We start from the raw sequence: 23,666 nt of genomic DNA, 5'->3' as shown, positions 1-23,666 counted from the left end.
GCGAGACGACTACCCCTCCACATTCGCCTTGATCGCCGCCTCGAACTTGTCCACGAACTCGGTGAGCTCGTCGCCGCCGATATCGCTCACGGCCCAGAAGTTCAGGCCGCGCTCGCCCCAGCGGCGGCAGTTGAAGCCCTGCATGGTCTGCGTCTTCGGGGGCCGATGCTCGATGCTCGCGGTCTGCGCCACGAACAGGTTGATGATGTGCTGCCGGCGCCGGTAGACGACGGCACCGATGGCGCGGGCATCGACATAGTCGAGCCGGCCGCCGACCAGCGTAAAGCCTTGCGCAGTGAGGTCGATGACGGGCGGGGCGACGTCGAGCTTGCCGTTGAACCAGGGTTTGACGGTGTGTTGGTCGGTCGAGACGACGTCGATGAGGTGGCCGGCCTGGAGCGAACGCAGATGCGCGGAGACGACCTCCGAAAGGATGCGCTGCTGGTCGTCCTGGCGCAGCACCACGGCAAAGACGCCGGAGGCGGCGAGCGCAGAGACCGCCGAGCCCATTGCGAAACCACGCAGCACGGAACGCCGGCTCGGCTGCGGCCGCGCTTGCGGCATCGACGCCTCGATACGGGCACGCAGACTAGCCGGCGCACTGTAGCGCAGCTTGGTGTCGGCCAGCACGCGCTTCATCTCGCGTTGTGCTGCGAATTCGGCCGCGCAGCCCGGACAGCCGGCGAGATGAGCTTCGACCTCGCGCGCGTGGCCGGCATCGAGCTCGTTGTCCAGCAGAGCGTGAAGCAGCATCTTTGCTTCGTCGCAGGTCATTTCGAGTGCTCCTCTTCCGCCGTCCAGGCCGCGCGCAGCATGGCGCGGGCACGAGCGAGGCGGGACATCACGGTGCCGACGGGGACGCCGACGGCTTCTGCAATTTCGCGATAGGACAGGTTATTGATCTCCCGCAGCACGAAGGTCTCCTTGAACGGCTCGGCGAGTGCGTCGATCATGTTGCGGATGGCGCCGGCGTCGCGGTTACGCAAGACTTCCGTCTCCGGGCTCGCCTCGTTCTCCTGCCACATCGGCGTCTGGTCGGTTGCACCGGGCGTGTCCTCGATCGCGGCGGGCGAATGCACGCGCCGGGCATATTCGGCGTTGCAGACATTGCGCAGGATCGCGAACAGCCACGGCTTCATGGCCGGGCCTCGATAGCTGTCAAAGTGCTTCAGCGCGCGCAGATAGCATTCCTGCACCGCGTCCTCCGCGTCGGAGGCGTCGCGCAGCAGATAGCGTGCGAGCGTGTAGACGTCGTCGAGATAGGGCAGGGCCGCCTCGCGGAAGCGCTGTGCCTTCTGGAAATCGTCGCTGACGGGCATCGCCTCTCGCTTTGCCTCTTGCTGCGTTTCGTCCGGGGTTTCGCCTTTGGGCCTGACCGCAGGCACGCGCGCCCGGCCGGCGTGGGACCACCGGCCGGGCAAGACAGAGATGCCTTGGTTGGAGACGTTACTCAACCTTGATCATCCCGGTCATATGCGGGTGCAACGAACAAAAATACTTGTAGTCGCCCGCATCGGTGAAGGTGAACGTGAACTTGTCGTCGGTGTCCAGGGCCTTGGACCTGAACTTGCCGGCCGACACCACGGTGTGCGGGATGTCGTCCCGGTTGGTCCACGTTACGGTCGTGCCGACCTTGATCTTGAGCTCCGCCGGCTGGAAGACGAAATTGTCGATATGCACCTCCATGTTGGTGTCTTCGGCACGGGCGGTTGTGAGCGGCAGCAGGATGGCCGCGGCCAAAGTGAGAAGGTCGCCCCCGAAGTCGCGGCGAGTGAGTGTCTTCATTGGTCTGCTTCCGATCAACCCTGGAGCGGCGTGTCGATGATCGCGAGCCGCTGCTCGTTCTGCTTGAAGTTGATGCTCGCGACCCCGAGCATCGAACGGAGCTTGGCGTCCTCGACCTTCATCGGTCCGGGGGAGGGGGCGGTGCCGGGTGCCGGCTGCGGAAAGGCGGTCGACCGCGCGGTGTGGAAGGTGACGTTGCCCTCGACCTTCTGCATCACCTGGTGGATGTGACCGTTGAGCACGGTGACCGAACCAAAGCCCTTGACGTATTCGAGCGCGCGGCCGCCGTCCTCTGTGCCCCAACCCCATTCCGGATAGACGGTCCAGAGCGGAATATGCGCGAACAAGACGATAGGCGTCGATTTCGACTTGCCACGGAGATCGTCCTCGAGCCAGGCGAGCTGCTCGGCGCCGAGATTGCCGAGGCCGCCGGCCTTGAGGTCGACGACGTTGACGAGGCCGACGAAGTGCACGCCGCCGGCGTCGAAGGAATACCAGCCCGCCCCCTTGGTGCCGCGGCCGTAACGGTCGCGATAGAACTTCACTTCCTCGTCGAGGAAATCATGCTCGCCCGGCACGTAGTGCACGTCCAACTTGGACTGCGAGATTATGCGATCGGCGTTGTCGAACTCGGACGCCTTGGACAGATGGGTGATATCGCCGGTGTGGATCATGAACGACGGCTTGGTGGGCATCGCATTGATCTTGTTGACGGCTTCCTCCAGCGTGCCCAGCGCGTTCGGGTTGGCCGGCTTGTCGAAGCCGACATGGCTGTCGCTGATCTGGAGGAAGGTCATGCCGGGCGCGGCCGCCGTCGCGGCCTCCGCGGAATCGATGATGCCGAGCGAGCGCGGGACGCCGCCCGTGATTGTCCAGAGCACCCCGGTGCCGGCCCAAGTCATGCACTCGAGCACCTTGCGACGGCTGACGCCGTCTTCCCCGTGATCGTGTCCGCTCATCGCACGTCTCCTTTGGCCCGGAATTGGGCTTCGGGGGAGTTGATCGGGGAAGGAGTCGGTTTATTCGCGGGGAGCGATGACGTTTTCGTGAGGTGGGATCGACGGAAAAGCGGTGACTGATCATGATGACGGGAGGCTACCTCGCATCCTCCAGGATCATCGCCGCGCCCTTCTCGGCGATCATCGCGGTCGGTGTGTTGGTATTGCCCGAAGTGATCGTCGGCATGATCGAGGCGTCGACGACGCGCAGACCGCCGAGCCCATAGAAGCGCAGGCGCTCGTCGACCACGGCCATGGGATCGCTCACAGCACCCATCTTGGCCGTGCCGACCGGATGGAAGATCGTGGTGCCGATATCGCCGGCGGCTTTTGCGAGCGAGGCATCGTCGTCGCCCACGGTGGGGCCGGGCAGATATTCGCTCGGGCGATATTTTGCGAGCGCCTTCTGCTGCATCAGGCGGCGCGTGGTGCGGATGGCGTCGGCGCCGACCTGGCGGTCATCGTCGGTCGACAGATAGTTTGGCGCGATGATCGGTTTCTCGTCCGGGATCGACGAGCGCAGCCGCACGGTGCCGCGCGACGTCGGCTGGAGATTGCAGGCGCTGACCGTGATGGCAGGGAAGCGGTGCAGGGGATCGCCGAACTTGTCGAGCGACAGCGGCTGCACGTGAAACTGGATGTTGGCGCGCGCGCGTGTCGCATCCGAGCGCGTGAAGATGCCGAGCTGTGACGGCGCCATGGTCAGCGGCCCACGGCGACGGAAGGCATAGTCGAGGCCCATCAGACCGCGGCGGAACAGGTTGTAATAGGTCTCGTTCAGCGTCCGCACGCCTTCGACCTTGTAGATCGCGCGCTGCTGGAGGTGGTCCTGCAGATTGCGCCCGACGCCGGGCTTGTCCATGACAATGTCGATGCCGAGCGGCGACAGCCAGTCGGCCGGGCCGATGCCGGAGCGATGCAGCACCTGCACCGAGCCGATCGAGCCGGCTGACAAGATCACCTCGCGTTTGGCGCGCGCCTCGACGATCTCGCCGTTCTGGATGAAGCGGACGCCGACGGCGCGGCCCTGCTCGATGATCAGACGGTCGACCAGCACGTGCTTCTCGAGCCGCAAATTGGAGCGCTTCAACGCCGGCTTGAGGAAGCCTCGCGCCGACGACCAGCGCCGGCCGCGCTTCTGGTTCACGTGGAAATAGCTGGTGCCTTCGTTGTCGCCGGTGTTGAAGTCGGGGATGCGCTTGATGCCCATTTCTTCCGCGGCATCGCCGACCGCATCGAGAACCTCCCACGACAGCCGCGGCGCCTCGATGCGCCAGCCGCCGCCGGCGCCGTGATGCTCGCTTGCGCCGAGGAAGTGATCCTCGAGCCGCCTGAACAGCGGCAACACGTCGTCATAGCCCCAGCCGGTCATGCCGAGCTGGCGCCAGTGATCGTAGTCGGCGGCCTGGCCGCGCATCGAGATCATGGCATTGATCGCCGAGCAGCCGCCGATCACCTTGCCTCTGGGGTAGGCCAGCGAACGGCCGTTGAGGCCCGGCTCGGCCTCGGTCTTGAACATCCAGTCCGAGCGCGGATTGCCGATGGCGAAAAGATAGCCGACCGGAATGTGGAACCAGATCCAGTTGTCGTCACCACCGGCTTCGAGAATAAGGACGCGGTTTTTGGGCTCCGCGGAAAGCCGGTTGGCAAGAACGCAGCCGGCCGTGCCGGCGCCCACGACAATATAATCAAACTCACCTTCGAGCCGCCTTGGCATTCTGCTTCCACCCGGATGATCTCTAAACGTTCCACCCTAATAGGCAGACGGAGACGACCGGGACAAGCCCGGCCATGTCGCACGGGCAGGGCTAGACCCGATCTCGACCAGTTGGGTGGACTGGCGCTTGCATGGTAGACAGGGCTGTATTTTCAACAAAGCTTGAGACCCTCCATGCCCATCGTGAATCGCGTCGCCGACCTTCAACCCGATATTCAGGCTTGGAGACGGGACATCCACCAGCATCCCGAGTTGCTGTATGACGTCCATCGCACCGCAGCATTCGTCGCGGATCGCCTGCGCGAATTCGGTTGCGACGAGGTCGTGACCGGTATCGGCCAGACCGGCGTGGTCGGAGTGATCAAAGGCAACAAGCCGGCCGGCGAGGGGCTCAAGGTGATCGGTCTGCGCGCCGACATGGATGCGCTGCCCGTCGAGGAACAGACCAATCTGCCATACGCCTCGAAGACTCCGGGCAAGATGCACGCCTGCGGCCATGACGGCCACACCGCGATGCTGCTGGGGGCTGCGCGCTACCTGGCCGAGACCCGCAACTTCGCCGGCGATGCGATCGTGATCTTCCAGCCGGCCGAGGAAGGCGGCGCCGGGGGCGCGGCCATGGTCAAGGACGGCATGATGGAGCGCTTCGGCATCGAGCAGGTCTACGGCATGCACAACGGTCCCGGCATTCCGATCGGCTCGTTTGCGATCCGGCCCGGTCCGATCATGGCGGCAACCGACGAGGTCGACATCAATATCGAGGGTCTCGGCGGCCACGCCGCGCGACCGCATAAATGCATTGATTCCGTTCTCGTCGGTGCGCAGGTGATCACGGCGTTGCAGTCGATCGTTGCGCGCAGTGTCGATCCCTTGGAATCAGCGGTGATCTCGATCTGCGAGTTTCACGCCGGCAATGCCCGTAACGTCATTCCGCAAACCGCGACCCTGAAGGGCACCATCCGGACCCTGTCGCCGGAGGTGCGCAAGCTCGTCGAGAAGCGGGTGCGCGAAGTGGTTGCGGGGGTGGCGCAGATCACCGGCGCCAAGATCGATCTACACTACAAGCGCAACTATCCAGTCGTGAACAACCACGCCGCGGAGACCGAGGTGGCAACGCGCATTGCCAAGCAGGTCGCCGGCGATGCCAACGTGCATCAGATGCCGCCCCTGATGGGCGGCGAGGACTTTGCCTACATGCTGGAAGCGCGTCCCGGCGCGTTCATCTTCTGCGGCAATGGCGACAGCGCCGGCCTGCATCACCCCGCCTACAATTTCAACGACGAGGCGATCGTGTTCGGCACGTCCTACTGGGTCAAGCTGGTCGAGGAACAGCTCGCGGCGTCGTGAGGCGCTCAAGCGAATTTGCAAATGAAAAGGGCCCGTGCATCGCGCGGGCCCTTTTTGTTGTGGTCCGTGTCGTGGCTCAGAACACGTGCGAGAACAGGAAATAGAGCACGCCCGAGATCAGCATCGCGGCGGGCAGGGTCAGGACCCAGGCCATCGCGATGTTGCGGATCGTCGCCCATTGCAGGCCCGATCCATTGGCGGCCATGGTGCCGGCGATGCCTGATGACAGCACATGCGTGGTCGAGACCGGCAGGCCATAGACATCGGCGGCCGCGATGGTGGCGGCCGCGGTGATCTCCGCGCAGGCTCCCTGCGCGTAGGTCAGGTGGGTCTTGCCGATCTTCTCGCCGACCGTGACCACGATGCGCTTCCAGCCGACCATGGTGCCAAGGCCAAGCGCGATGGCGACCACGATCTTCACCCAACCGGGAATGAACTTCGTGGCGCTGTCGAGTGAGCCCTTATAGGCGTTGAGCACGGTGACGTCGGCAGCACTGAGTTCGGCTTCCTTGTCCTTCATCAGGAAGCGCAGCGCTTCCGAAACGAGGTACATGTCGTTGCGGGTGTTGCCGACGAGCTCGGCGGGCACCTTGGCGAGCGAGCCATAGGTCGCCACCTGCCTGGAGATGTCGCGGACGAGCACGGCGAGCGACGGGAATGTACCGGCGTTCACCTCGTGCTGCGCGACATAGTTGGTCACGGCGCGGCGCGGATTGCCGATCACGCTGTAGCCGGCGGCCTTGGCTTCGATGATCTTGCTGGCAGCCTCCGAGTTCTGGCTGAATGCCACGATCTGGCTCTCCGGCAGCGCGCGGTTGAGCGCGTAGGCTGTCGGCACGGTGCCGATCAGGATCAGCATGATCAGGCCCATTCCCTTCTGACCGTCGTTGGAGCCGTGGAAGAAGCTCACCAGCGTGCAGGTGAGGATCAGGATGCCACGGATCCACCACGGCGGCGGCTGGTCGCCCTTCGGCTCGCCGAACAGGGTGGGCGTGACGCGCAGCAGAACGGTACGCAGGATCAGGAGCAGGCCGGCGGCAAGCGCGAAGCCGAACAGCGGCGACAGCAGCAGCGCCTTGCCGATGTTGGTGGCCTGGCTCCAGTCGACGCCGGTGGTGCCGTTGCGGCCATGCAGGACGGCGTTCATGATGCCGACGCCCATGATCGAGCCGATCAGCGTGTGCGAGCTCGAGGCCGGCAGGCCGAAATACCAGGTGCCGACGTTCCAGATGATGGCGGCGATCAACAACGCGAACACCATCGCGAAGCCGGCGCTGGAGCCGACCTGGAGGATCAGCTCGACCGGGAGCAGCGAGACGATGCCGAACGCGACCGCGCCGGAGGACAGCAGCACGCCGAACAGGTTGAACATGCCGGACCACACCACGGCGACGTGGGCGGGTAGCGAGCGGGTGTAGATCACGGTCGCGACCGCGTTGGCGGTGTCGTGGAAGCCGTTCACGAACTCGAAGCCGAGTGCGATCAGGAGCGCGACGAAGAGCAGGAGGAAGGGAGCGAAGGTCTTGACCTGCGCGCCTGATGCATCGACGTCGACCCAGATGCTGTAGGCGACGAAGAGAAGTGCGGCGGCGATCACGCCCATGTAGATCACGCCGGTGAGCGGGTGGAATCCGCGGTTGAGGTCTGGCCCCTTACTCAAGGCCGGCTCGATGGAGCCGGGCAAAGCAACGTCACTCATTGGAAATTCTCCTGTCCCAAGGCCCCGATTTTGCGCGTGGCATGTGACAGGCGGTTGAAATGGCGGCAGGCAGTTGAAATGATGGAGCTTATCCGCGCTCTGTCGCTGAGCGCCGGCAGCGTCTCAGGCGGCGTGGGCCGACTTCTTCTGCACGCCGGCCGCGATCGTCAGGTCTTCGACAAAACGCTGATATTCCTGCACCTTCGCCTGCGGATCAGGGAGCCGCAGCAGGTAGGACGGATGCACCGTCACCAGAGCCTTGCGTCCGTCGGGGAGGTCTATGAGCCGGCCGCGGGTCTTGCCGATGGGTGTGATCTTGCCGAACACGCTCTGCGCGGCGGTGGCGCCCATCGCGACCACGAGATCGGGCTGGATGACTGAGACTTCCCGCTCATACCATTGTCGGCATGCCCGGATCTCGGACGTGTTCGGCTTCTGGTGCAGGCGGATTTTTCCGCGCGGCACGAATTTGAAGTGTTTGACCGCGTTGGTGACATAGACCTTCCTGCGGTCGACGCCGGCCTCCTCCAGCGCGCGATCGAGCATCTGTCCGGCCGGCCCGACGAAGGGATGGCCGGAAAGGTCTTCCTTGTCGCCGGGCTGCTCGCCGACCAGCATGATGGTGGCGCTCTTGGGGCCTTCGCCGAACACGGTCTGTGTCGCGTCCTTGTAGAGCGGGCAGGCGCGGCAATGGCCGGCCTCCTCGCGAAGTGCATCGAGAACATTGGCGGCGTGTTTGCGGCTCATCGGGGCCTCCGGCCGCTTCTGGGGCTTGTGCGGATCCGTTGCGGCGTTGGCGATCATGGCGCCGGTCATGCGTTCGGCGTCCTCGATCAGGGGTTTAATGATCGAAGCCTCGGGCAGGTTCCTCCAGTATTTCTTCGGCATCTCCGCCTGCATCGCCTTCACCTTCAACCGCGCCGGATTGAAGATGCTGGCGTAGTAACGCCGCCAGGTTTCCTCCAGCCGGTCTTCGCCCCGTGCTTCGTTCTTGCTCGCGCCCGGCGTGAACGAGAGCGCGTGGCCATCCCAATGCGCGCAGAGATCGGGCGTCAAAATCGACCACGGCATGTCGGCAAAGCGGCGCGCGAAAAACGGCGCGGCGAGCTCGACGATATGATGCTCCGGCTCGAACCATGCGACGTAATGGGCGGCACGCTCGCGTCCGACTTCGCGAAAACGAACGAAGGCGTGCATCTTGTGCTCGTCGCGATGAACAGCTCTCGCCATGGCCGTGACCAGCGCGACGTCGGTATCCATCGCGACTTCGATGAGGTCGTGATTGTCCTTCAATCGCCAGAGCAGGCGATAGAGGATCGCAAAACGCTCGCCGTCGCGGTGCAGGATTGCCGCTTTCGCCAGCTCGATGAATTTCGCTGATACGCTGAAAGTGCCGTCATTCACCTCGAGAATCGGAGAGGGCGCGGGCGGCGCGAACAGCTCAGCTTCGCCACCCCGCACGGCCCAGGTGATATCGGCGGGCGCCACGTGATGAAGCACGAGCGTGCGAGCAGCTTTGCGCCAGCCGCCGAAATCGGTCTCGGTGTCGAGGATAATGAACTGCATCAGAAGCCAAACCCCAATTGCGTTGCTTTCGGCTTGAACCGTTCGATCAACCGCGCCTCGTCCAGGCGTTGCGAGGAGGGCCGGTGATCGCTGAGGACGATGAACGGCAGCGCCTTGTGCTTGGGCACGTGCAGCCGCGCGAGATCGGACAGGCGGATCGTGGTGGTGCGCCGCGTCGCGATGATGCGCTCGACCGCCCTGGTGCCGAAACCCGGCACGCGCAGCAGCTGCTCGCGGCTGGCGCTGTTGACGTCGAGCGGAAAGCGGTCGCGATGCCGTAGCGCCCAGGCGAGCTTTGGATCGATGTCGAGCGGCAGCATCGCGGTGTCGTCGACGATCTCACCGACGTCGAAACCGTAGAATCGCATCAGCCAGTCGGCCTGGTAGAGCCGGTGCTCACGCAGCAGCGGCGGCTGGACCAGAGGCAATGCGCGGCTCGCATCGGGGATCGGGCTGAAGGCGGAGTAATAGACGCGCCTGAGCCTGTAGGATCCATAGAGATTGGCGCTGGTGTGGAGGATGGTGTGATCGTTCGCGCCGTCGGCGCCGACGATCATCTGCGTGCTTTGGCCGGCCGGTGCGAAGCGCTGCGGTCTTGTCCTTGTCTTCGCGCGGCGATTTTCCTCGGCTTCGTCGAGCTGCAGCCGCAATCGGCCCATGGTGCGGCGGATCGCACGCACGTCCTTCTCCGGCGCGAATTGCTGCAGGCTTGTCGCCTCGGGCATTTCGATGTTGATGGAGAGACGGTCGGCATATTTGCCGGCTTCCGCGATCAGCGCATCGTCGGCTTCCGGAATGGTCTTGAGATGGATGTAGCCGCGGAAGTGATGGTCCTCGCGCAGTTTTCGCGCGACACTGACCACTTGCTCCATGGTGTAGTCGGGGCTGCGGATGATGCCGGAGGAGAGAAACAGGCCCTCGATGTAATTGCGCCGGTAGAAATCGAGCGTCAGCTTGACCACTTCATCGATGGTGAAGCGGGCGCGCGGCACGTTGGAGGAAGCGCGGTTGACGCAATAGAGGCAATCGTAATTGCAGGCATTGGTCAGCAGCACCTTGAGCAGGGAGATGCAGCGTCCATCCGGCGCGTAGGAATGGCAGATGCCCATGCCGGGCGCGGTCGAGCCCATGCCCTTGCCGTCGCTGGAATCCCGCTTCTCGGTGCCGCTGGAGGCGCAGGAGGCGTCGTACTTGGCGGCGTCCGCGAGAATTTCCAGCTTGCGTTGTACGTCCATTCCGGAATCCCTTTGATTTGGCTCATGAATTCGATCGAACGCAATTCGATTTGACTCTTCGGCTGCCGTTAGCTTTATATTAGAACATACCATGAACAAATAAGCCAGCCGTTGGTTTCTCTTTTGAGAGCCACCGGCAATCACCTCTGAGGAGCGGCGAGCATGAACGCACGCATGAGCGCGCTTGCGACCTTGCGCAGCCAGATCGAGCGGATCGAGACGGCGGAGGTCGTGCATCATCACGATCGTGTCGCGCTCGGTCACAGCGAGGTCGATCGCGCGCTGAAAGGCGGCCTCGCGCGCGCGGCGGTCCATGAGGTGTTTTGCGAAGGGCGTCAGGGTGCGGCCGCGACCGGTTTTGTCACCGCGCTGGCGGGTCGCGTCACGGCGCAGCGGCCGCTGCTGTGGGTGCGGCAGGATTTTTCGGAACTCGAAACCGGCGCGCTGTCGATGAGCGGGCTCGCCGAGCTCGGGCTCGATCCACGCCGCGTGGTTATGGTGCGCGCGGCCGATGTGGAGAGCGCGCTGCGGACCTCGGCCGATGCGCTCGCCTGCGATGCGCTCGGCGCCGTCGTGCTCGAGCTCTGGGGCGAGACGAGGCAGTTCGATCTCGTCGCGAGCCGCAAGCTGACGCTCGCCGCGCAATCATCCGGCGTTACCGGTTTGTTGCTGCGGATGGCAGCACAACCGTTGCCCTCGACAGCGGAGACGCGATGGATGCTGCGCGCGGCGCATTCGCCGCCGGGATCGGCTTCAATGCCTGCGGCGCCTTGGGACGTCTGGGGGGCGCCGCGCTTCGATGTCGAGCTGTTGCGCAATCGTCATGGCCCGTGTGGCCGGTGGATCATGGAATGGAAGTGTGATGAGTGCCAGTTCAGTGAACCGTCGGCGTATTCTCAGCCTGTGGCTGCCGCGCCTGCCCATCGACCGGATCCAGCGGTTTTTCAGCAGCGCCGGGCTGGGTAAAAATAATAATGGTCCGAGCATCGTTGTCATCAAGGACAACAATGCGCTGGTGATCCACGCACTGGATGAAACCGCCGAGCGCTTCGGGTTGCATATTGGTCAGCCGCTGGCGAATGCCCGGGCGATGTGCCCGGATTTGAAAGTGTTCGACGCCGATGTCGTGGCCGATGCGAAAACGCTCAGCGACATCGCCGATTGGTGCGATCGCTTCACGCCGCTGGTGGCGCTCGATCCGCCGCACGGGTTGTTCCTCGACATCACCGGCTGCGCGCATCTGTTCGGCGGCGAGGCTGCGCTGTTGCAGACGCTGGTCCGGGCGCTCGGCCGACAAGGCTTTGCCGTCAGCGCGGCGATCGCCGGCACCTCGGTCTGCGCGCGCACACTGACGCGGCAGGGCTCCGGGATCATCGTTGCCGACGGTGGGGAAGCGGCGGCAATCGACCGGTTTCCGGTGTCCGCGCTCGGTGCGGAGGAGACGATCACCACCGGCCTACGCCGCGCCGGGCTGAAGACCATCGGCGATGTCGCCTCGCGCAACGCCTCCGAGATCACGGCGCGGTTCGGCGCGCGGTTCTCCACGCTGCTCGCGCATGCGCTGGGGCAGGGCGATGCGCCCATTAGTCCGCGCAAGCCGGTGCCTGACTACATCGTCGAAAAGCGTTTTGCCGAGCCGATCGCGACCGACACCATGATCGCGATGACGCTGTCGCGGCTGGCCGATACGTTGATCGCGTCCATGGAGAAACAGGGCAAGGGCGCGCGGCGGCTGGAGGCCGCGTTCTTCCGCACCGACGGTGTGGTGCGTGCGATCATGGTCGAGACCGGACGTCCCGTGACGCGAAGCAAAGTCGTCGATCGTCTGTTCCGCGAACGGCTCGATGCGCTCGCCGATCCGCTCGATCCCGGTTTCGGCTTCGACATGGTGCGGCTGTCGGCGAGCCGCACCGAGATCGTGGTGCAGGAGCAGCGCGATCTCGATGCCCATGTCCACGACAATGACGAACTCGCCGCGCTGATCGACCGCATCGCCGCACGCATCGGCGGAAAGCGCGTCGTCGTGCACCTGCCGCAGGATACCCATATTCCTGAGCGGGCGGTGCTGGCTGCCCCCGCCCAGCATCATCTCGCGGCTGCCATGCAGGCCAAATGGCCAGATCGTGCCGAGGGCGAGCCGCCGCTGCGGCCCCTGCGGCTGTTCGACAAGCCGGAGCCGGTCACCGTACCGTTCGCGACCGTACCCGATGGCCCGCCGCATCAATTCACTTGGCGCCGGGCAAAACATGCGGTGGTACGGGTAGAGGGACCCGAACGCATCGCGATGGAATGGTGGCGCCAGGACGGCAAGCAGCTGACGCGGGATTATTTCCGTATCGAGGATGCCGAGGGCCTGCGCTTGTGGATTTTCCGCGATGGTCTTTACGAAGGGGAGGTGTTCGACGCCGACGGCAAGCCTGGTCCCCCCAACTGGTATGTGCACGGTCTCTTCGCATGAACGCGCCTGCTTATGCCGAGATCGGCATCACCACCAACTTCTCCTTCCTGCGCGGCGGCTCGGATCCGCGCGCCTATGTGCATCAGGCCGCCAAGCTCGGCCTTCCCGTGATCGGCATCGCCGATCACAATACGCTCGCCGGCGTGGTGCGCGCCTGGAAGGAGCTCGACAATGACAAGGTGCTGCATAAGCCCAAATTGTTGGTCGGTGCGCGCATCGTCTTCATCGACGGCACGCCCGACATTTTCGTCTATCCGCGCGACCGCGCCGCCTATGGCCGGCTCTGCCAGCTTCTCACCAGAGGCAAACGCGGCGACGACATCACGCGGATCGAGAAGGGCGAGTGCCGTCTCTCCTTCGCCGATCTGCTGGAGTTTTCGGAAGGTCAGCTCCTGATCCTGACGCTGCCGCATCGCTTCGAGCCGGCACAAGCGTTGGATATTCTTGCAAGGTTGAAAGCAAGCCGCGCCGAGGGTGTATGGCTGGCGGCGAGCCTGATTTATCGCGGCGACGACCGGCGCCGTCTGGCGCGGCTGGACGATCTCGCCGAAAAGGCAAAAGTGCCGCTGCTTGCGACCAACGAGGTGCTCTATCACGATCCCGGCCGTCGTCCGCTTCAGGATGTGCTCACCTGTATCAGGGAAAAGACCACGATCGAGGCGGCCGGACGAAGGCTGCAAGCCAATGCCGAGCGTTTTCTGAAGACGCCCCGCGAGATGGCGCGGCTGTTCCGCGATGCCCCCGACGCGATCGCGGAGACCATGCGCTTTGCGGACAGGATCGACTTCACGCTCGACCAGCTCAAATACCAATATCCTGATGAGCCGGTGCCGCCGGGCAAGACCGCGCAGGGACATCTGGAGGACCTGACCTGGGCCGGCGTCGACAAATATTTCGGCGGTATCGAGAACATTGACGCGAAGCTGCGCGCGACGCTGAAGAAAGAGCTCGCGCTGATATCAGAGCTGAAATACGCGCATTACTTCCTCACCGTGCACGACATCGTCCACTACGCGCGCAGCCAGAACATTCTGTGCCAGGGACGGGGTTCTGCGGCGAATTCGGCCGTGTGCTACGTGCTCGGCATCACCTCGGTCGATCCGACCAAGGTCGATCTGCTGTTCGAGCGCTTCATCTCCAAGGAACGGCTGGAGCCGCCCGACATCGACGTCGATTTCGAGCATTCGCGGCGCGAGGAGGTGATGCAATATGTCTATCGCCGCTACGGCCGCCACCGCGCCGCCATCATCGCGACCGTCATCCATTATCGTCCGCGCAGCGCCATCCGGGATGTCGGCAAGGCGCTGGGCCTGACCGAGGACGTCACCGCGGCGCTCGCCGACACCGTGTGGGGCAGCTGGGGCAAGGGCCTCAATGACATGCAGGTCCGGCAGGCCGGGCTCGATCCGCAAAATCCCATGATCAACCTCGCAGTCGAGCTGGCGACCGAGCTGATCGAATTCCCGCGCCATCTCTCCCAGCATGTCGGCGGCTATGTGCTGACGCAGGACCGGCTCGACACCTATGTGCCGATCGGCAACGCTGCGATGAACGACCGCACCTTCATCGAATGGGACAAGGATGACGTCGACGCGCTGAATATGATGAAGGTCGACGTGCTTGCGCTGGGCATGCTGACCTGCATCAGGAAGTGTTTTGATTTGATCGATCATCACAAGGGTAAACGATGGGTTCTGGCGAGCGTCCCGCAGGACGATCCGAAGGTTTACGACATGCTGTGTGCCGGCGAGTCGCTCGGCGTATTCCAGGTCGAGAGCCGCGCGCAAATGAACATGCTGCCGCGGCTGAAACCGCGAACCTTCTATGATCTCGTTATCGAGGTCGCGATCGTACGCCCGGGACCGATCCAGGGCGATATGGTGCATCCCTATCTGCGGCGGCGGAACGGCCTGGAGAAGGTGACCTATCCTTCGCCATCGCCCGAGCATGGTCCCGCGGACGAGCTCTACAAGGTGCTGCACAAGACCAAGGGCGTGCCCCTGTTCCAGGAGCAGGCGATGCGCATCGCGATTGAGGCGGCGAAATTCACGCCCGAAGAAGCCAACGGGCTGCGCCGCTCGATGGCGACCTTTCGCAATGTCGGCACCATCGGCCAGTACGAAGAGAAGCTGATCGGCAACATGGTCGCGCGCGGCTATGAGGCCAATTTCGCCAGAAGCTGCTTCGACCAGATCAAGGGTTTTGGCTCATATGGCTTCCCGGAGAGCCATGCCGCGAGCTTTGCCCAGCTCGTCTATATTTCGTCATGGCTGAAATATCATCACCCTGATGCCTTCTGCTGCGGTCTCCTGAATTCGCAGCCGATGGGCTTCTACGCCCCGGCGCAGATCGTCGGTGACGCCCGCAAGAATGGCGTCGAGGTGCGCGACATCGACGTGTCCTACAGCTTTGCACAGAACACGCTGGAAAACACTGACGACAGATATTGTGCCGTTCGCCTGGGTTTTCGCCAGATCGACGGCTTTCACTGGCTAGATCCGGATGAGGAGTTTCTCAAAAGAGAGCAGGCGAAGCAGCAGGGCAAAGTCTATGTCACTCAGGAGGACTGGGCCGATCGCATCATCGCCGCCCGCAATCGTTGCCCCTTCACCTCGCTCGAAGACTTCGCCCGCGATACCGGCCTGCCCAAGCGCGCGCTGATCCTGCTGGCGGATGCCGATGCGTTCCGCTCGCTCGGGCTCGACCGCCGCGAGGCGCTGTGGCAGGTGCGGCGGCTGCCCGACGACGTGGCGCTGCCGCTGTTCGAGGCTGCGACTGCGCGCGAGCAGCCGGACGAGCAGGCCAAGCCGCTCCCGGTGATGCCACGTCCCGAACAGGTCGTTGCCGACTACCAGACCATCCGGCTGTCGCTCAAAGGCCATCCGATGGAATTTTTGCGCGAGGCGTTTACGCGCGAGCGCATCGTTGCCTGCAAGGAGATCAGTCACGAGAACGAGCGGCGCCGCGTCCGCTGCGCCGGCGTGGTGCTGGTGCGTCAGCGGCCGGGCAGCGCCAGCGGCGTCGTGTTCATGACGCTGGAGGACGAAACCGGCATCGCCAACGTCGTGGTGTGGCCCAAGGTCATGGAGCAGTACCGGAAGGAAGTGATGGGTGCGCGCCTCATCGAGGTTCAGGGCTATATCCAGAGCAGCCCAGAGAAGGTAACCCATCTGATCGCGCAACGCATGATCGACCGCTCGCACGATCTGGTCGGCCTTGCCGACGATGCCCTGAGCCGCAAGCATCCGGTGCCCGCAGGGGCCACCGTGGTCGAACCACTCAACGAGGACCCGCGCGCGCTCACGGACATGCCGGCGCAAAAAATCCGCCATCCCCGCAACGTCCGCATCCTGCCCCCGTCGCGGGATTTTCATTGAGGTGTGGCACGGGATGCCGCCACTCCGTCGTCATGCCCGGGCTTGTCCCGGGCATCCACGTCCTTCAGCGTGTGTGGTGGCGCCTGGATGGCCGGACAAGCCCGGCCATGACGGCGGAGCGGGGCTTCAGAAATTCACCCGGTTCGAGATCGCCCCGTCCACGACAAGATTGGCGCCCGTGGTGAACGCCGACACCGGGCTTGCCAGAAACACCGCCGCGCTCGCGATCTCCTGTGGCGTCGCCATGCGCCCCGTCGGATTTCGCTTCATCGCGTCATTGTAACGCTCGGGCATGTTCTGCTCGATCATGTTCCAGACGCCGCCCTTGAAGTAGACGGTGCCGGGCGAGACGACATTCACGCGGATCTTCTTCCTGGCATATTGCCGCGCCAGTCCCTTGGCCATGTGGATCAGCGCCGCCTTGATCGGGCCGTAGGAGCTGGCGAGATCGGCCTGCGCCGCCGAGATCGAGGAGATGATGACGAAGGCGGCATCGCCGCTCTTCTCGCCGCTGGCCTCGAGGAACGGCCGCGCCGCGTCGAATGCATGTACGGCGCCGAGCACGTCGAGCCGGAAATTCTGCTCCCACGATGCGGCATCGTGGCCTTGCGCCATGGCACCGGCATTGGCGAACAGCAGGTCGATGCCGCCGAGCTCCCTGGCCGCGCCCTCGACCCATGCCTTCAGCGCCGCGCCGTCGGTGACGTCAACGGGGCCGCCGGTGGCGTTGATGCCGCTCGCCTTTAATTCGGTAACGGTGGCCGCGACCTGCTCTGCATTGCGCGCACACACCGCGATATTGCTGCCTTCCGCGGCCAGCGTTGCCGCAATCGCTCGCCCGATGCCACGCGTGCCGCCGAGCACGATGGCGCTCTTTCCGTTGAGACCGAGATCCATTGGTTGGTTTTCCTTTCGTTGATCGCTGCGCGAGTGTAGCTGCGTAACGACCGTCATCGCAAATGCAGCTGCAAGACCGTCACCCTGAGGCGCCGGAGCGTAGCGCAGGCCTGGAAGGGCGACAGCCCCGCTGCCACCTCGGCCGTTCATCCTTCGAGGCTCGACTTGCGATGCGTGGCATCGCAAGCCTCGCACCTCTGGATGACGGGACTCGCAGAAGACTCGGAGCAATTTCCAACCTTACTCCGGCGCAGCCCCCACCGGAGGGCCGCCGGGCGGGCGATGCAGGAAGGTCAGCGAGGCATAGGCGCCGACCCAGGAGCCGATCGCCGCAAAGGCGACATAGACGGCGTTCTCGGTGTAGCTGATCACGGCATAAGAGGAGAGCAGATACCAGATCGCGCTCCAGCTTGCGGCCGGTACGCGCTTGCGCGCGACCACGGCTGACGTAAACATCACATAGACAGCGTCGGTCGCCGCTGTTGCGACGAACACGGCGCCGGCGGTGAGGGGGGCGATGGCAGCCATTGCAATCCTTTCCGTGCTCATGGGATGGTCGCAACAAAGCTACAGCATGATCCGGAAATGTGCGCAGCGGTTTTCCGAAAACATCATGCTCGCATGACAGGGACAGAGGCACCAATGCAAAGCCCCACCGACATCCTCCGCGACATCTGGACCTCCGCTGGCGGCCACACGGCCGCGCTCGACGGCGTGCATCTCACGGGCGAGGAGCCGCAGATCCCGTCCTCGTTCCGTGTCGCCGTCGCGGGCCAAGCGACAATCGGCGCCTCAGGCCTTGCTGCCGCAGAGATCTGGCGGCTGCGCAGTGGAGAGGCGCAGGACGTGACGGTCGATATGCGCCACGCGGTCGTCGAATGCCGCTCGGAACGTTATCTTCGGCTCGACGACAAGCCGCCGCCACCCGCCTGGGACGCCATCGCCGGCGTCTACAGGACCGGCGACGGCCGCTTCGTTCGCTGCCATACCAATTTCCCGCATCACCGCGACGCCGTCTGCAACGTGCTCGGCTGCGTGCCCGAGCGCGACAAGGTGCAGGCCGCGCTGATGCAATGGAACGGTGAGGATTTTGAAAGCGCGGCCTATGCCGCCGGCGGCGTCGTCGCGCTGATGCGCTCCTGCGACGAATGGTCGGCGCTGCCGCAGGCACGTGCACTTGCCGAGCTGCCGCTGGTCTCGATCGAGAAGATCGGCGATGCGCCGATCAAATCCTGGCCTGAAGGCGATCGTCCGCTCGCGGGCCTGCGCGTGCTCGATCTCTCCCGCGTCATCGCAGGTCCCGTCGCCGGCCGCACGCTCGCTGCCCACGGCGCCGACGTGCTGCTGGTCTCCGGGCCGGACCTGCCGGCGATTCCCTGGCTGACCATCGACACCGGTCGCGGCAAGCTCACCACCTTCATCGAGCTGAAGAGCGAGGCGGGCAGGGCGCAAATGCGTGAATTGCTGAAGGGCGCCGACATTTTCTCGCAAGGCTATCGGCCGCGCGCACTCGCTCACCTCGGCTTCTCGCCGGACGAGGCTGCGGAAATCAATCCCGGCATCGTCTACGTCACCCTGTCCGCCTATGGCCATGCCGGTCCCTGGGCCGGGCGGCGCGGGTTCGATTCGCTGGTGCAGACCACGACGGGCTTCAACCATGCGGAAGGAAAAGCAGCCGGTATCCATGGTCCCAAGGAATTGCCGGCGCAGATGCTCGACCACGCCACCGGCTATCTGATGGCGTTCGGCGCGATGATGGCCAAGGCGCGCCAGGCCCGCGAAGGCGGCAGCTGGCACGTGCGTGTCTCGCTGGCGCAGACCGGACGTTGGCTGTGGAATCTCGGCCGGCTCGAGGGCGGTCTCAGCACCCCGGATCTTACGGGTGAGGCCGTACATACTGCGTTCATGGAAACCATGTCATCTGGCTTCGGCACGTTGAGGGCGGTGCGCCATTCGGCCGTGTTGTCGAGGACGCCGGCGCAATGGAGCCGTCCGGCGATGCCGCTCGGCAGCCACCCGGCGCAATGGCCGGCGCGAAGCTGACGTGAAGCTGACATGTCGCAAAATTTTAACGCAAACCGAAGGACGGCCAGCGTTTTTTAGGTTGTCTGAAATCTCAATTCGGCACTATTAGCGCGACCGATGAGGCAGTCGTCTGCCGAGTTCGTCGCAGACACGACCGGGCCCCATGGTAGCTGAAAAGACCAAGCCATTGCAGTTGCTTACAAAACGACGGGTGATCGCATCCGTAGTTTTACTGGCGCTTGCCGGGGCTGGTGCGTACGGCTTCCTCTCTGCCGGCGCCAAGGACAAGAAGAACTCCGAAGTCTCCAGCCAGTCGCGCAAAAACGCCCAGAATTTCAAGCCGACGCCGTCCGAATGGGCGACGCTGACGATCGAGCCGGTCAACGCCAAGACCTTCCGCGCGGAATACGTCACAGAGGGCAAGGTCGCAGTCGATGAGGACCGCTCGACACCGGTGTTCTCGCCCTATGCGGGCCGGGTGACAAAGCTGCTGGCCAAGCCGGGCGAGACCGTGACCCAGGGACAACCGCTGTTCACGATCGAGGCCGCCGACACCGTGCAGGCCCAGAACGATTTCATCGCGGCGATGACATCGCAGAACAAGGCAAAGTCGGCACTCGAGCTTGCCGACATCCAGTACAAGCGCGCCAAGGATCTCTATGAAGGCCGCGCCATCCCGCTCAAGGATTATCAGCAGGCGGAAGCGACCCAGGTTCAGGCGCAGAACGACATGCGCTCCGCGGTGACCGCGCTGGAGGCCGCCAACAACAAGCTGCGTATCCTCGGTTTCACCGACGCGACGATCAAGGCGTTCCAGGACAAGGGCACCATCAACCCTGAAATCACGATCTATGCGCCGCTCTCGGGCACGGTCGTGCAGCGCAAGATCGGCCCGGGGCAATATGTCAGCGCCGGCGCCAGCGATCCCGTCTTCGTGATCGGCGATCTTTCCACGGTCTGGCTCACCGCCTTCGTGCGCGAGAGCGACGCTGCGCAAGTCAGCGTCGGGCAAGACATCTCCATCAACGTGATGGCGCTGCCGGGCCGCCCGCTGACGGCCAAGATCAACTACGTCGCCGCCGCGATCGATCCGAACACCCGCCGCCTGCTGGTTCGCGCCACCATCGACAACAAGGACGGCCTGCTCAAGCCGGAAATGTTCGCCAACGTCACGATCTATTCGGCCGGCGATCGCGCGGCGCCTGCAGTGCCGAAGCAGGCGCTGATCTATGAAGGCGACCAGGTCCGCATCTGGGTCGCGCGTGAGGACAAGTCGGTCGAGCTCCGCCAGATCAAGATCGGCCTCATCAACGGCAACCTCGTCGAGGTCACCAGCAACCTGAAGCCCGGCGAACAGATCGTCGTCAAAGGCAGCCTGTTCATCGACCGCGCGGCGTCCGGTAGCTGATCGACGCCCCGAGAAAACTGCGAAAACCTGAATGGACCGTCTCGTCGCCCTAGCCGTCAACCGGCGCTTCCTGATGGTCGGCATGTTCGTCGCCGTGTTCATCGGCGGCCTGATCGCGTTCAACCAGCTCAACATCGAGGCCTATCCCGACCCGACCCCTCCGATGGTCGACATCGTCACCCAGAGCCCGGGCCTCTCGGCGGAAGAGATCGAGCGCTACATCACGATCCCGATCGAGACCCAGGTCGCGGGCCTGAAGAACCTGACGACCATCCGAACCATCTCGCTCTACGGCCTCTCCGACGTCAAACTGCAGTTTTCCTTCGCCTACACCTATGAAGAGGCGCTGCAGCAGGTCTTGAACCGCCTGGCGCAGCTCGCCCCGCTGCCGGGCAACGTGCAGCCGCAGATCTCGCCGCTGAGCCCGATCGGCGAAATCTTCCGCTATCGCCTGGTCGGCCCGCCGAACTACAGCGTGCTCGACCTCAAGACCATCCAGGACTGGATCCTGCAGCGCCGCTTCCGCTCCGTGCCCGGCGTGATCGACGTCACCGGGTGGGGCGGCAAGAGCAAGACCTATGAGATCCAGGTCGACAACAACAAGCTGGTCGCCAACGGCCTGACGCTGCCGCAGCTGCTGCAGGCAGTCAGCAACTCCAACGTCAATGTCGGCGGCAACACCGTCGATATCGGCCAGCAATCGGCCGTGGTGCGCGGCGTCGGCCTGATCCGCTCGATCGACGACCTCGCCAACACCATGGTTGCCCAGACCAACGGCAATCCCGTGCTGGTGAAGGACGTCGCCACCGTCACCGTCGGCCAGAAACCGCGACTTGGCATCGCTGGCCTCGACGATTCCGACGACATCGTGCAAGGCATCGTGCTGATGCGCCGCGGCGAGCAGAGCACGCCGACCATCAATCGCGTCGAGCAGCTCGTGAATCAGATCAACGGCTCGACCATCCTGCCGCCGGGCGTGCGCATCGAGCGCATCTATGACCGCAAGGACCTGATCGACCTCACCACCCACACCGTTCTGCACAACATGGTGGTGGGCATCCTGCTGATCGTGCTGCTGCAGTGGATATTCCTCGGCGATCTCCGCAGCGCGCTGATCGTCGGCGCCACGATTCCGTTCGCGTTGTTCTTCGCGGTGATCATTCTGGTGCTGCGCGGGGAATCGGCGAACCTGCTCTCGGTCGGCGCCATCGATTTCGGCCTGATCGTGGATGCCACCGTCATCATGGTGGAGGCGATCTTCCGCCGCCTGACGCAGACCACCCCGCCTTCGGAATCCGAGCACATGTCGCAAGAGACGCTGTTCGGCATGAAAAGTCACGCCATCCTCAGCGCCGCGGCCGACGTCTCGCGCTCGATCTTCTTCGCCGCCGCGATCATCATCGCGGCCTTCCTGCCGCTGTTCACGCTCTCGGGCGTCGAGGGCAACATCTTCGGACCGATGGCGCGCACCTATGCCTATGCGCTCGCCGGCGGCCTGCTTGCGACCTTCACCGTGACGCCGGCGCTATCGGCGATCATCCTGCCGGCGCATGTCGAGGAGACCGAGACCAGGGTGATGCAGGTCCTGCACCGGCTCTACATGCCGTTGCTGAACTGGGCCGTCGCCAACCGCACCATCGTGCTCGGCGGTGCCGTCGGCCTCGTGGTGATGACGATCCTCTTCGGGCGGCTGCTCGGCCTCGAATTCCTGCCCAAGCTCGAAGAGGGCAACCTCTGGATCCGCGCCACGCTGCCGCCGACCATTTCGCTCGAGGAGGGCAACACCTACGTCAACGAGATGCGCAAGCTGATCCGCGCCCGGCCCGAGGTCGAGTCCGTGGTGTCGCAGCACGGCCGCCCCGACGACGGCACCGACGCCGCCGGCTTCTTCAACGCTGAATTCTTCGCGCCGCTGAAGCCCGCGAGCGAGTGGCCCGGCACGCATGACAAGGAAGAGCTGACCGCGGAGCTGTTGAAGCAGCTCGACGATCGCTTCCCCGGCGTCGAGTTCAACTTCTCGCAATATCTCCAGGACAACGTCTCGGAGGCCGTCTCCGGCGTGAAGGGCGAAAACTCGATCAAGCTGTTCGGCAGCGACCTTCAGGCGCTGACCGACACCGCCAACAAGATCAAATCGGTGCTGGCGACGGTGCAGGGCATCACCGACCTCGCGGTGTTCACCTCGCTCGGTCAGCCGACCGTGCAAATCGACATCGACCGCGCCAAGGCCGCGCGCTATGGCCTGGCGCCCGGCGACATCAACGCCACCATCAAGGTCGCGATCGGCGGCGACACCGCCGGCGATCTCTACGAGCCGGGCAGCGATCGCCACTTCCCGATCATCGTTCGCCTTGCGCCGGAATATCGCCGCAGTGCGGAGGCGATCCAGAATATCAGGATCGGGGCGCCCGGGCCGAACGGCTCGATCACCCAGATTCCCCTCAGCGAGGTCGCTACGATCAACCTGGTCTCCGGCGCCGCCTACATCTATCGCGAGCAGCAGGAACGCTATTTGCCGATCAAGTTCTCGGTGCGTGAGCGCGATCTCGGCAGCGCGATCCGCGAAGCGCAGCAGAAGATCGCCGATCAGGTGCAGCTGCCGCCCGGCTCGCACATGGAATGGGTCGGCGAGTTCGGAAATCTCCAGGATGCGATCCGGCGCTTGTCGATCGTGGTGCCGATCTCGCTGGCGCTGATCGCCGTCCTGCTCTGGTTCAATTTCGGCTCGATGACTGACACGCTGCTCGCCATGAGCGTGATCCCGATGGCGATCTTCGGCGGCGTGCTCGGCCTGCTGATCACCGGCACCGCTTTCAGCGTCTCGGCGGCGATCGGGTTCATTGCGCTGTTCGGTATCGCCGTGATGGACGGCATCATCATCCTGTCGCAGTTCAACCAGCTGATTGATGAAGGCATGGACCGCCTGGGCGCGGTGATCCGTACCGGCGAATTGCAGCTCAGGCCGGTGCTGATGACCTGCGTCGTTGCCGGCGTCGGCCTGCTGCCGGCCGCGCTGTCGGGAGGTATCGGCTCGCAGGTGCAAAAGCCGCTCGCGGTCGTGGTCGTCACCGGCATGATGCTGGCGCCGCTCGTGATCCTGGTGACCTTGCCGGTGCTGATCTCGTTCTTCTCCCGCCGCGCGCGCTGACGCCGC

The 23,666-nt window shown here is 64.2% G+C and carries 17 protein-coding genes; 7 read left to right on the top strand and 10 right to left on the bottom strand.

The features are described from left to right. Positions 1 to 9: 9 nt before the first annotated feature. The 5 genes from ACVWZ4_RS00290 to ACVWZ4_RS00270 all read right to left on the bottom strand — a co-directional run bounded on the left by ACVWZ4_RS00290 (position 10) and on the right by ACVWZ4_RS00270 (position 4,500). Positions 10 to 774 carry an anti-sigma factor family protein gene (locus tag ACVWZ4_RS00290; RefSeq protein WP_456702563.1) on the bottom strand — a complete coding sequence of 255 codons (765 nt, stop codon included), beginning with the start codon at positions 772 to 774 and terminating at the stop codon, positions 10 to 12. Further along, positions 771 to 1,319 (bottom strand): sigma-70 family RNA polymerase sigma factor, encoded by a 549-nt coding sequence (locus ACVWZ4_RS00285; protein ID WP_456702564.1) that lies wholly within the window; start codon positions 1,317 to 1,319, stop codon positions 771 to 773. Before ACVWZ4_RS00285 ends, ACVWZ4_RS00290 begins: the two co-directional genes overlap by 4 nt. Before the next feature lie 127 nt (positions 1,320 to 1,446). After that, entirely contained in the window at positions 1,447 to 1,785 is a 339-nt protein-coding gene (locus ACVWZ4_RS00280; RefSeq protein WP_456702565.1) for a cupredoxin domain-containing protein, read from the bottom strand. 14 nt (positions 1,786 to 1,799) lie between these two features. Next, positions 1,800 to 2,744, bottom strand: a complete 945-nt coding sequence (locus ACVWZ4_RS00275) for a metallophosphoesterase family protein (RefSeq protein WP_456702566.1) — start codon at positions 2,742 to 2,744, stop codon at positions 1,800 to 1,802. 136 nt (positions 2,745 to 2,880) lie between these two features. After that, positions 2,881 to 4,500, bottom strand: coding sequence for a GMC family oxidoreductase (locus ACVWZ4_RS00270; RefSeq protein ID WP_456739602.1), 1,620 nt, complete (start codon positions 4,498 to 4,500; stop codon positions 2,881 to 2,883). Positions 4,501 to 4,674: 174 nt separating this feature from the next. Here ACVWZ4_RS00270 and ACVWZ4_RS00265 point away from each other — a divergent pair, with 174 nt between their 5' ends. Continuing rightward, a complete protein-coding gene (locus tag ACVWZ4_RS00265; protein WP_456734528.1) occupies positions 4,675 to 5,847 on the top strand; it encodes a M20 aminoacylase family protein in 1,173 nt (390 codons plus the stop codon). Between the two features lie 76 nt (positions 5,848 to 5,923). On the opposite strand, the gene ACVWZ4_RS00260 is transcribed toward ACVWZ4_RS00265, so the two are convergent. The 3 genes from ACVWZ4_RS00260 to ACVWZ4_RS00250 all read right to left on the bottom strand — a co-directional run bounded on the left by ACVWZ4_RS00260 (position 5,924) and on the right by ACVWZ4_RS00250 (position 10,347). Then, a complete protein-coding gene (locus ACVWZ4_RS00260; RefSeq protein ID WP_456734529.1) occupies positions 5,924 to 7,546 on the bottom strand; it encodes an inorganic phosphate transporter in 1,623 nt (540 codons plus the stop codon). 123 nt (positions 7,547 to 7,669) lie between these two features. After that, positions 7,670 to 9,112 carry a UdgX family uracil-DNA binding protein gene (locus ACVWZ4_RS00255; RefSeq protein ID WP_456739601.1) on the bottom strand — a complete coding sequence of 481 codons (1,443 nt, stop codon included), beginning with the start codon at positions 9,110 to 9,112 and terminating at the stop codon, positions 7,670 to 7,672. After that, positions 9,112 to 10,347, bottom strand: coding sequence for a putative DNA modification/repair radical SAM protein (locus ACVWZ4_RS00250; protein ID WP_456739600.1), 1,236 nt, complete (start codon positions 10,345 to 10,347; stop codon positions 9,112 to 9,114). Before ACVWZ4_RS00250 ends, ACVWZ4_RS00255 begins: the two co-directional genes overlap by 1 nt. Positions 10,348 to 10,509: 162 nt before the next feature. Here ACVWZ4_RS00250 and ACVWZ4_RS00245 point away from each other — a divergent pair, with 162 nt between their 5' ends. The 3 genes from ACVWZ4_RS00245 to ACVWZ4_RS00235 are packed head-to-tail and all read left to right on the top strand — an operon-like array spanning position 10,510 to position 16,182. Continuing rightward, on the top strand, positions 10,510 to 11,313 hold the full coding sequence (locus ACVWZ4_RS00245; RefSeq protein ID WP_456739599.1) for an ImuA family protein: 804 nt from the start codon (positions 10,510 to 10,512) through the stop codon (positions 11,311 to 11,313). Further along, positions 11,210 to 12,805, top strand: a complete 1,596-nt coding sequence (locus ACVWZ4_RS00240) for a Y-family DNA polymerase (RefSeq protein WP_456739598.1) — start codon at positions 11,210 to 11,212, stop codon at positions 12,803 to 12,805. Before ACVWZ4_RS00245 ends, ACVWZ4_RS00240 begins: the two co-directional genes overlap by 104 nt. Continuing rightward, a complete protein-coding gene (locus ACVWZ4_RS00235) occupies positions 12,802 to 16,182 on the top strand; it encodes an error-prone DNA polymerase (protein WP_456739597.1) in 3,381 nt (1,126 codons plus the stop codon). The genes ACVWZ4_RS00240 and ACVWZ4_RS00235 overlap by 4 nt, the downstream gene beginning before the upstream one ends. A gap of 126 nt (positions 16,183 to 16,308) precedes the next feature. Here ACVWZ4_RS00235 and ACVWZ4_RS00230 read toward each other — a convergent pair whose 3' ends face one another. After that, complete coding sequence (locus ACVWZ4_RS00230; protein ID WP_456739596.1) at positions 16,309 to 17,079, bottom strand: SDR family NAD(P)-dependent oxidoreductase; 771 nt, start codon at positions 17,077 to 17,079, stop codon at positions 16,309 to 16,311. 240 nt (positions 17,080 to 17,319) lie between these two features. After that, on the bottom strand, positions 17,320 to 17,607 hold the full coding sequence (locus ACVWZ4_RS00225) for a hypothetical protein (RefSeq protein WP_456702576.1): 288 nt from the start codon (positions 17,605 to 17,607) through the stop codon (positions 17,320 to 17,322). Positions 17,608 to 17,721: 114 nt separating this feature from the next. Here ACVWZ4_RS00225 and ACVWZ4_RS00220 point away from each other — a divergent pair, with 114 nt between their 5' ends. From ACVWZ4_RS00220 to ACVWZ4_RS00210, 3 genes are all read left to right on the top strand, one after another. Then, on the top strand, positions 17,722 to 19,122 hold the full coding sequence (locus ACVWZ4_RS00220; protein ID WP_456739595.1) for a CoA transferase: 1,401 nt from the start codon (positions 17,722 to 17,724) through the stop codon (positions 19,120 to 19,122). Positions 19,123 to 19,267: 145 nt separating this feature from the next. Further along, complete coding sequence (locus tag ACVWZ4_RS00215; protein ID WP_456739594.1) at positions 19,268 to 20,512, top strand: efflux RND transporter periplasmic adaptor subunit; 1,245 nt, start codon at positions 19,268 to 19,270, stop codon at positions 20,510 to 20,512. A gap of 31 nt (positions 20,513 to 20,543) precedes the next feature. Then, complete coding sequence (locus tag ACVWZ4_RS00210; protein ID WP_456702579.1) at positions 20,544 to 23,660, top strand: efflux RND transporter permease subunit; 3,117 nt, start codon at positions 20,544 to 20,546, stop codon at positions 23,658 to 23,660. Positions 23,661 to 23,666: the final 6 nt, after the last annotated feature.

This window comes from Bradyrhizobium sp. USDA 4472 (genome assembly GCF_054058595.1).
Note: the sequence above shows the minus strand (reverse complement) of the source record. Positions and strands in the feature narration are given on the sequence as shown.

What these genes read in the sequence shown, in the direction of transcription:
- ACVWZ4_RS00290 (WP_456702563.1), bottom strand. Translation starts at nt 774, where the DNA reads ATGACCTGCGACGAAGCAAAGATGCTGCTTCACGCTCTGCTGGACAAC.
- ACVWZ4_RS00285 (WP_456702564.1), bottom strand. Translation starts at nt 1,319, where the DNA reads ATGCCCGTCAGCGACGATTTCCAGAAGGCACAGCGCTTCCGCGAGGCG.
- ACVWZ4_RS00280 (WP_456702565.1), bottom strand. Translation starts at nt 1,785, where the DNA reads ATGAAGACACTCACTCGCCGCGACTTCGGGGGCGACCTTCTCACTTTG.
- ACVWZ4_RS00275 (WP_456702566.1), bottom strand. Translation starts at nt 2,744, where the DNA reads ATGAGCGGACACGATCACGGGGAAGACGGCGTCAGCCGTCGCAAGGTG.
- ACVWZ4_RS00270 (WP_456739602.1), bottom strand. Translation starts at nt 4,500, where the DNA reads ATGCCAAGGCGGCTCGAAGGTGAGTTTGATTATATTGTCGTGGGCGCC.
- ACVWZ4_RS00265 (WP_456734528.1), top strand. Translation starts at nt 4,675, where the DNA reads ATGCCCATCGTGAATCGCGTCGCCGACCTTCAACCCGATATTCAGGCT.
- ACVWZ4_RS00260 (WP_456734529.1), bottom strand. Translation starts at nt 7,546, where the DNA reads ATGAGTGACGTTGCTTTGCCCGGCTCCATCGAGCCGGCCTTGAGTAAG.
- ACVWZ4_RS00255 (WP_456739601.1), bottom strand. Translation starts at nt 9,112, where the DNA reads ATGCAGTTCATTATCCTCGACACCGAGACCGATTTCGGCGGCTGGCGC.
- ACVWZ4_RS00250 (WP_456739600.1), bottom strand. Translation starts at nt 10,347, where the DNA reads ATGGACGTACAACGCAAGCTGGAAATTCTCGCGGACGCCGCCAAGTAC.
- ACVWZ4_RS00245 (WP_456739599.1), top strand. Translation starts at nt 10,510, where the DNA reads ATGAACGCACGCATGAGCGCGCTTGCGACCTTGCGCAGCCAGATCGAG.
- ACVWZ4_RS00240 (WP_456739598.1), top strand. Translation starts at nt 11,210, where the DNA reads ATGAGTGCCAGTTCAGTGAACCGTCGGCGTATTCTCAGCCTGTGGCTG.
- ACVWZ4_RS00235 (WP_456739597.1), top strand. Translation starts at nt 12,802, where the DNA reads ATGAACGCGCCTGCTTATGCCGAGATCGGCATCACCACCAACTTCTCC.
- ACVWZ4_RS00230 (WP_456739596.1), bottom strand. Translation starts at nt 17,079, where the DNA reads ATGGATCTCGGTCTCAACGGAAAGAGCGCCATCGTGCTCGGCGGCACG.
- ACVWZ4_RS00225 (WP_456702576.1), bottom strand. Translation starts at nt 17,607, where the DNA reads ATGGCTGCCATCGCCCCCCTCACCGCCGGCGCCGTGTTCGTCGCAACA.
- ACVWZ4_RS00220 (WP_456739595.1), top strand. Translation starts at nt 17,722, where the DNA reads ATGCAAAGCCCCACCGACATCCTCCGCGACATCTGGACCTCCGCTGGC.
- ACVWZ4_RS00215 (WP_456739594.1), top strand. Translation starts at nt 19,268, where the DNA reads ATGGTAGCTGAAAAGACCAAGCCATTGCAGTTGCTTACAAAACGACGG.
- ACVWZ4_RS00210 (WP_456702579.1), top strand. Translation starts at nt 20,544, where the DNA reads ATGGACCGTCTCGTCGCCCTAGCCGTCAACCGGCGCTTCCTGATGGTC.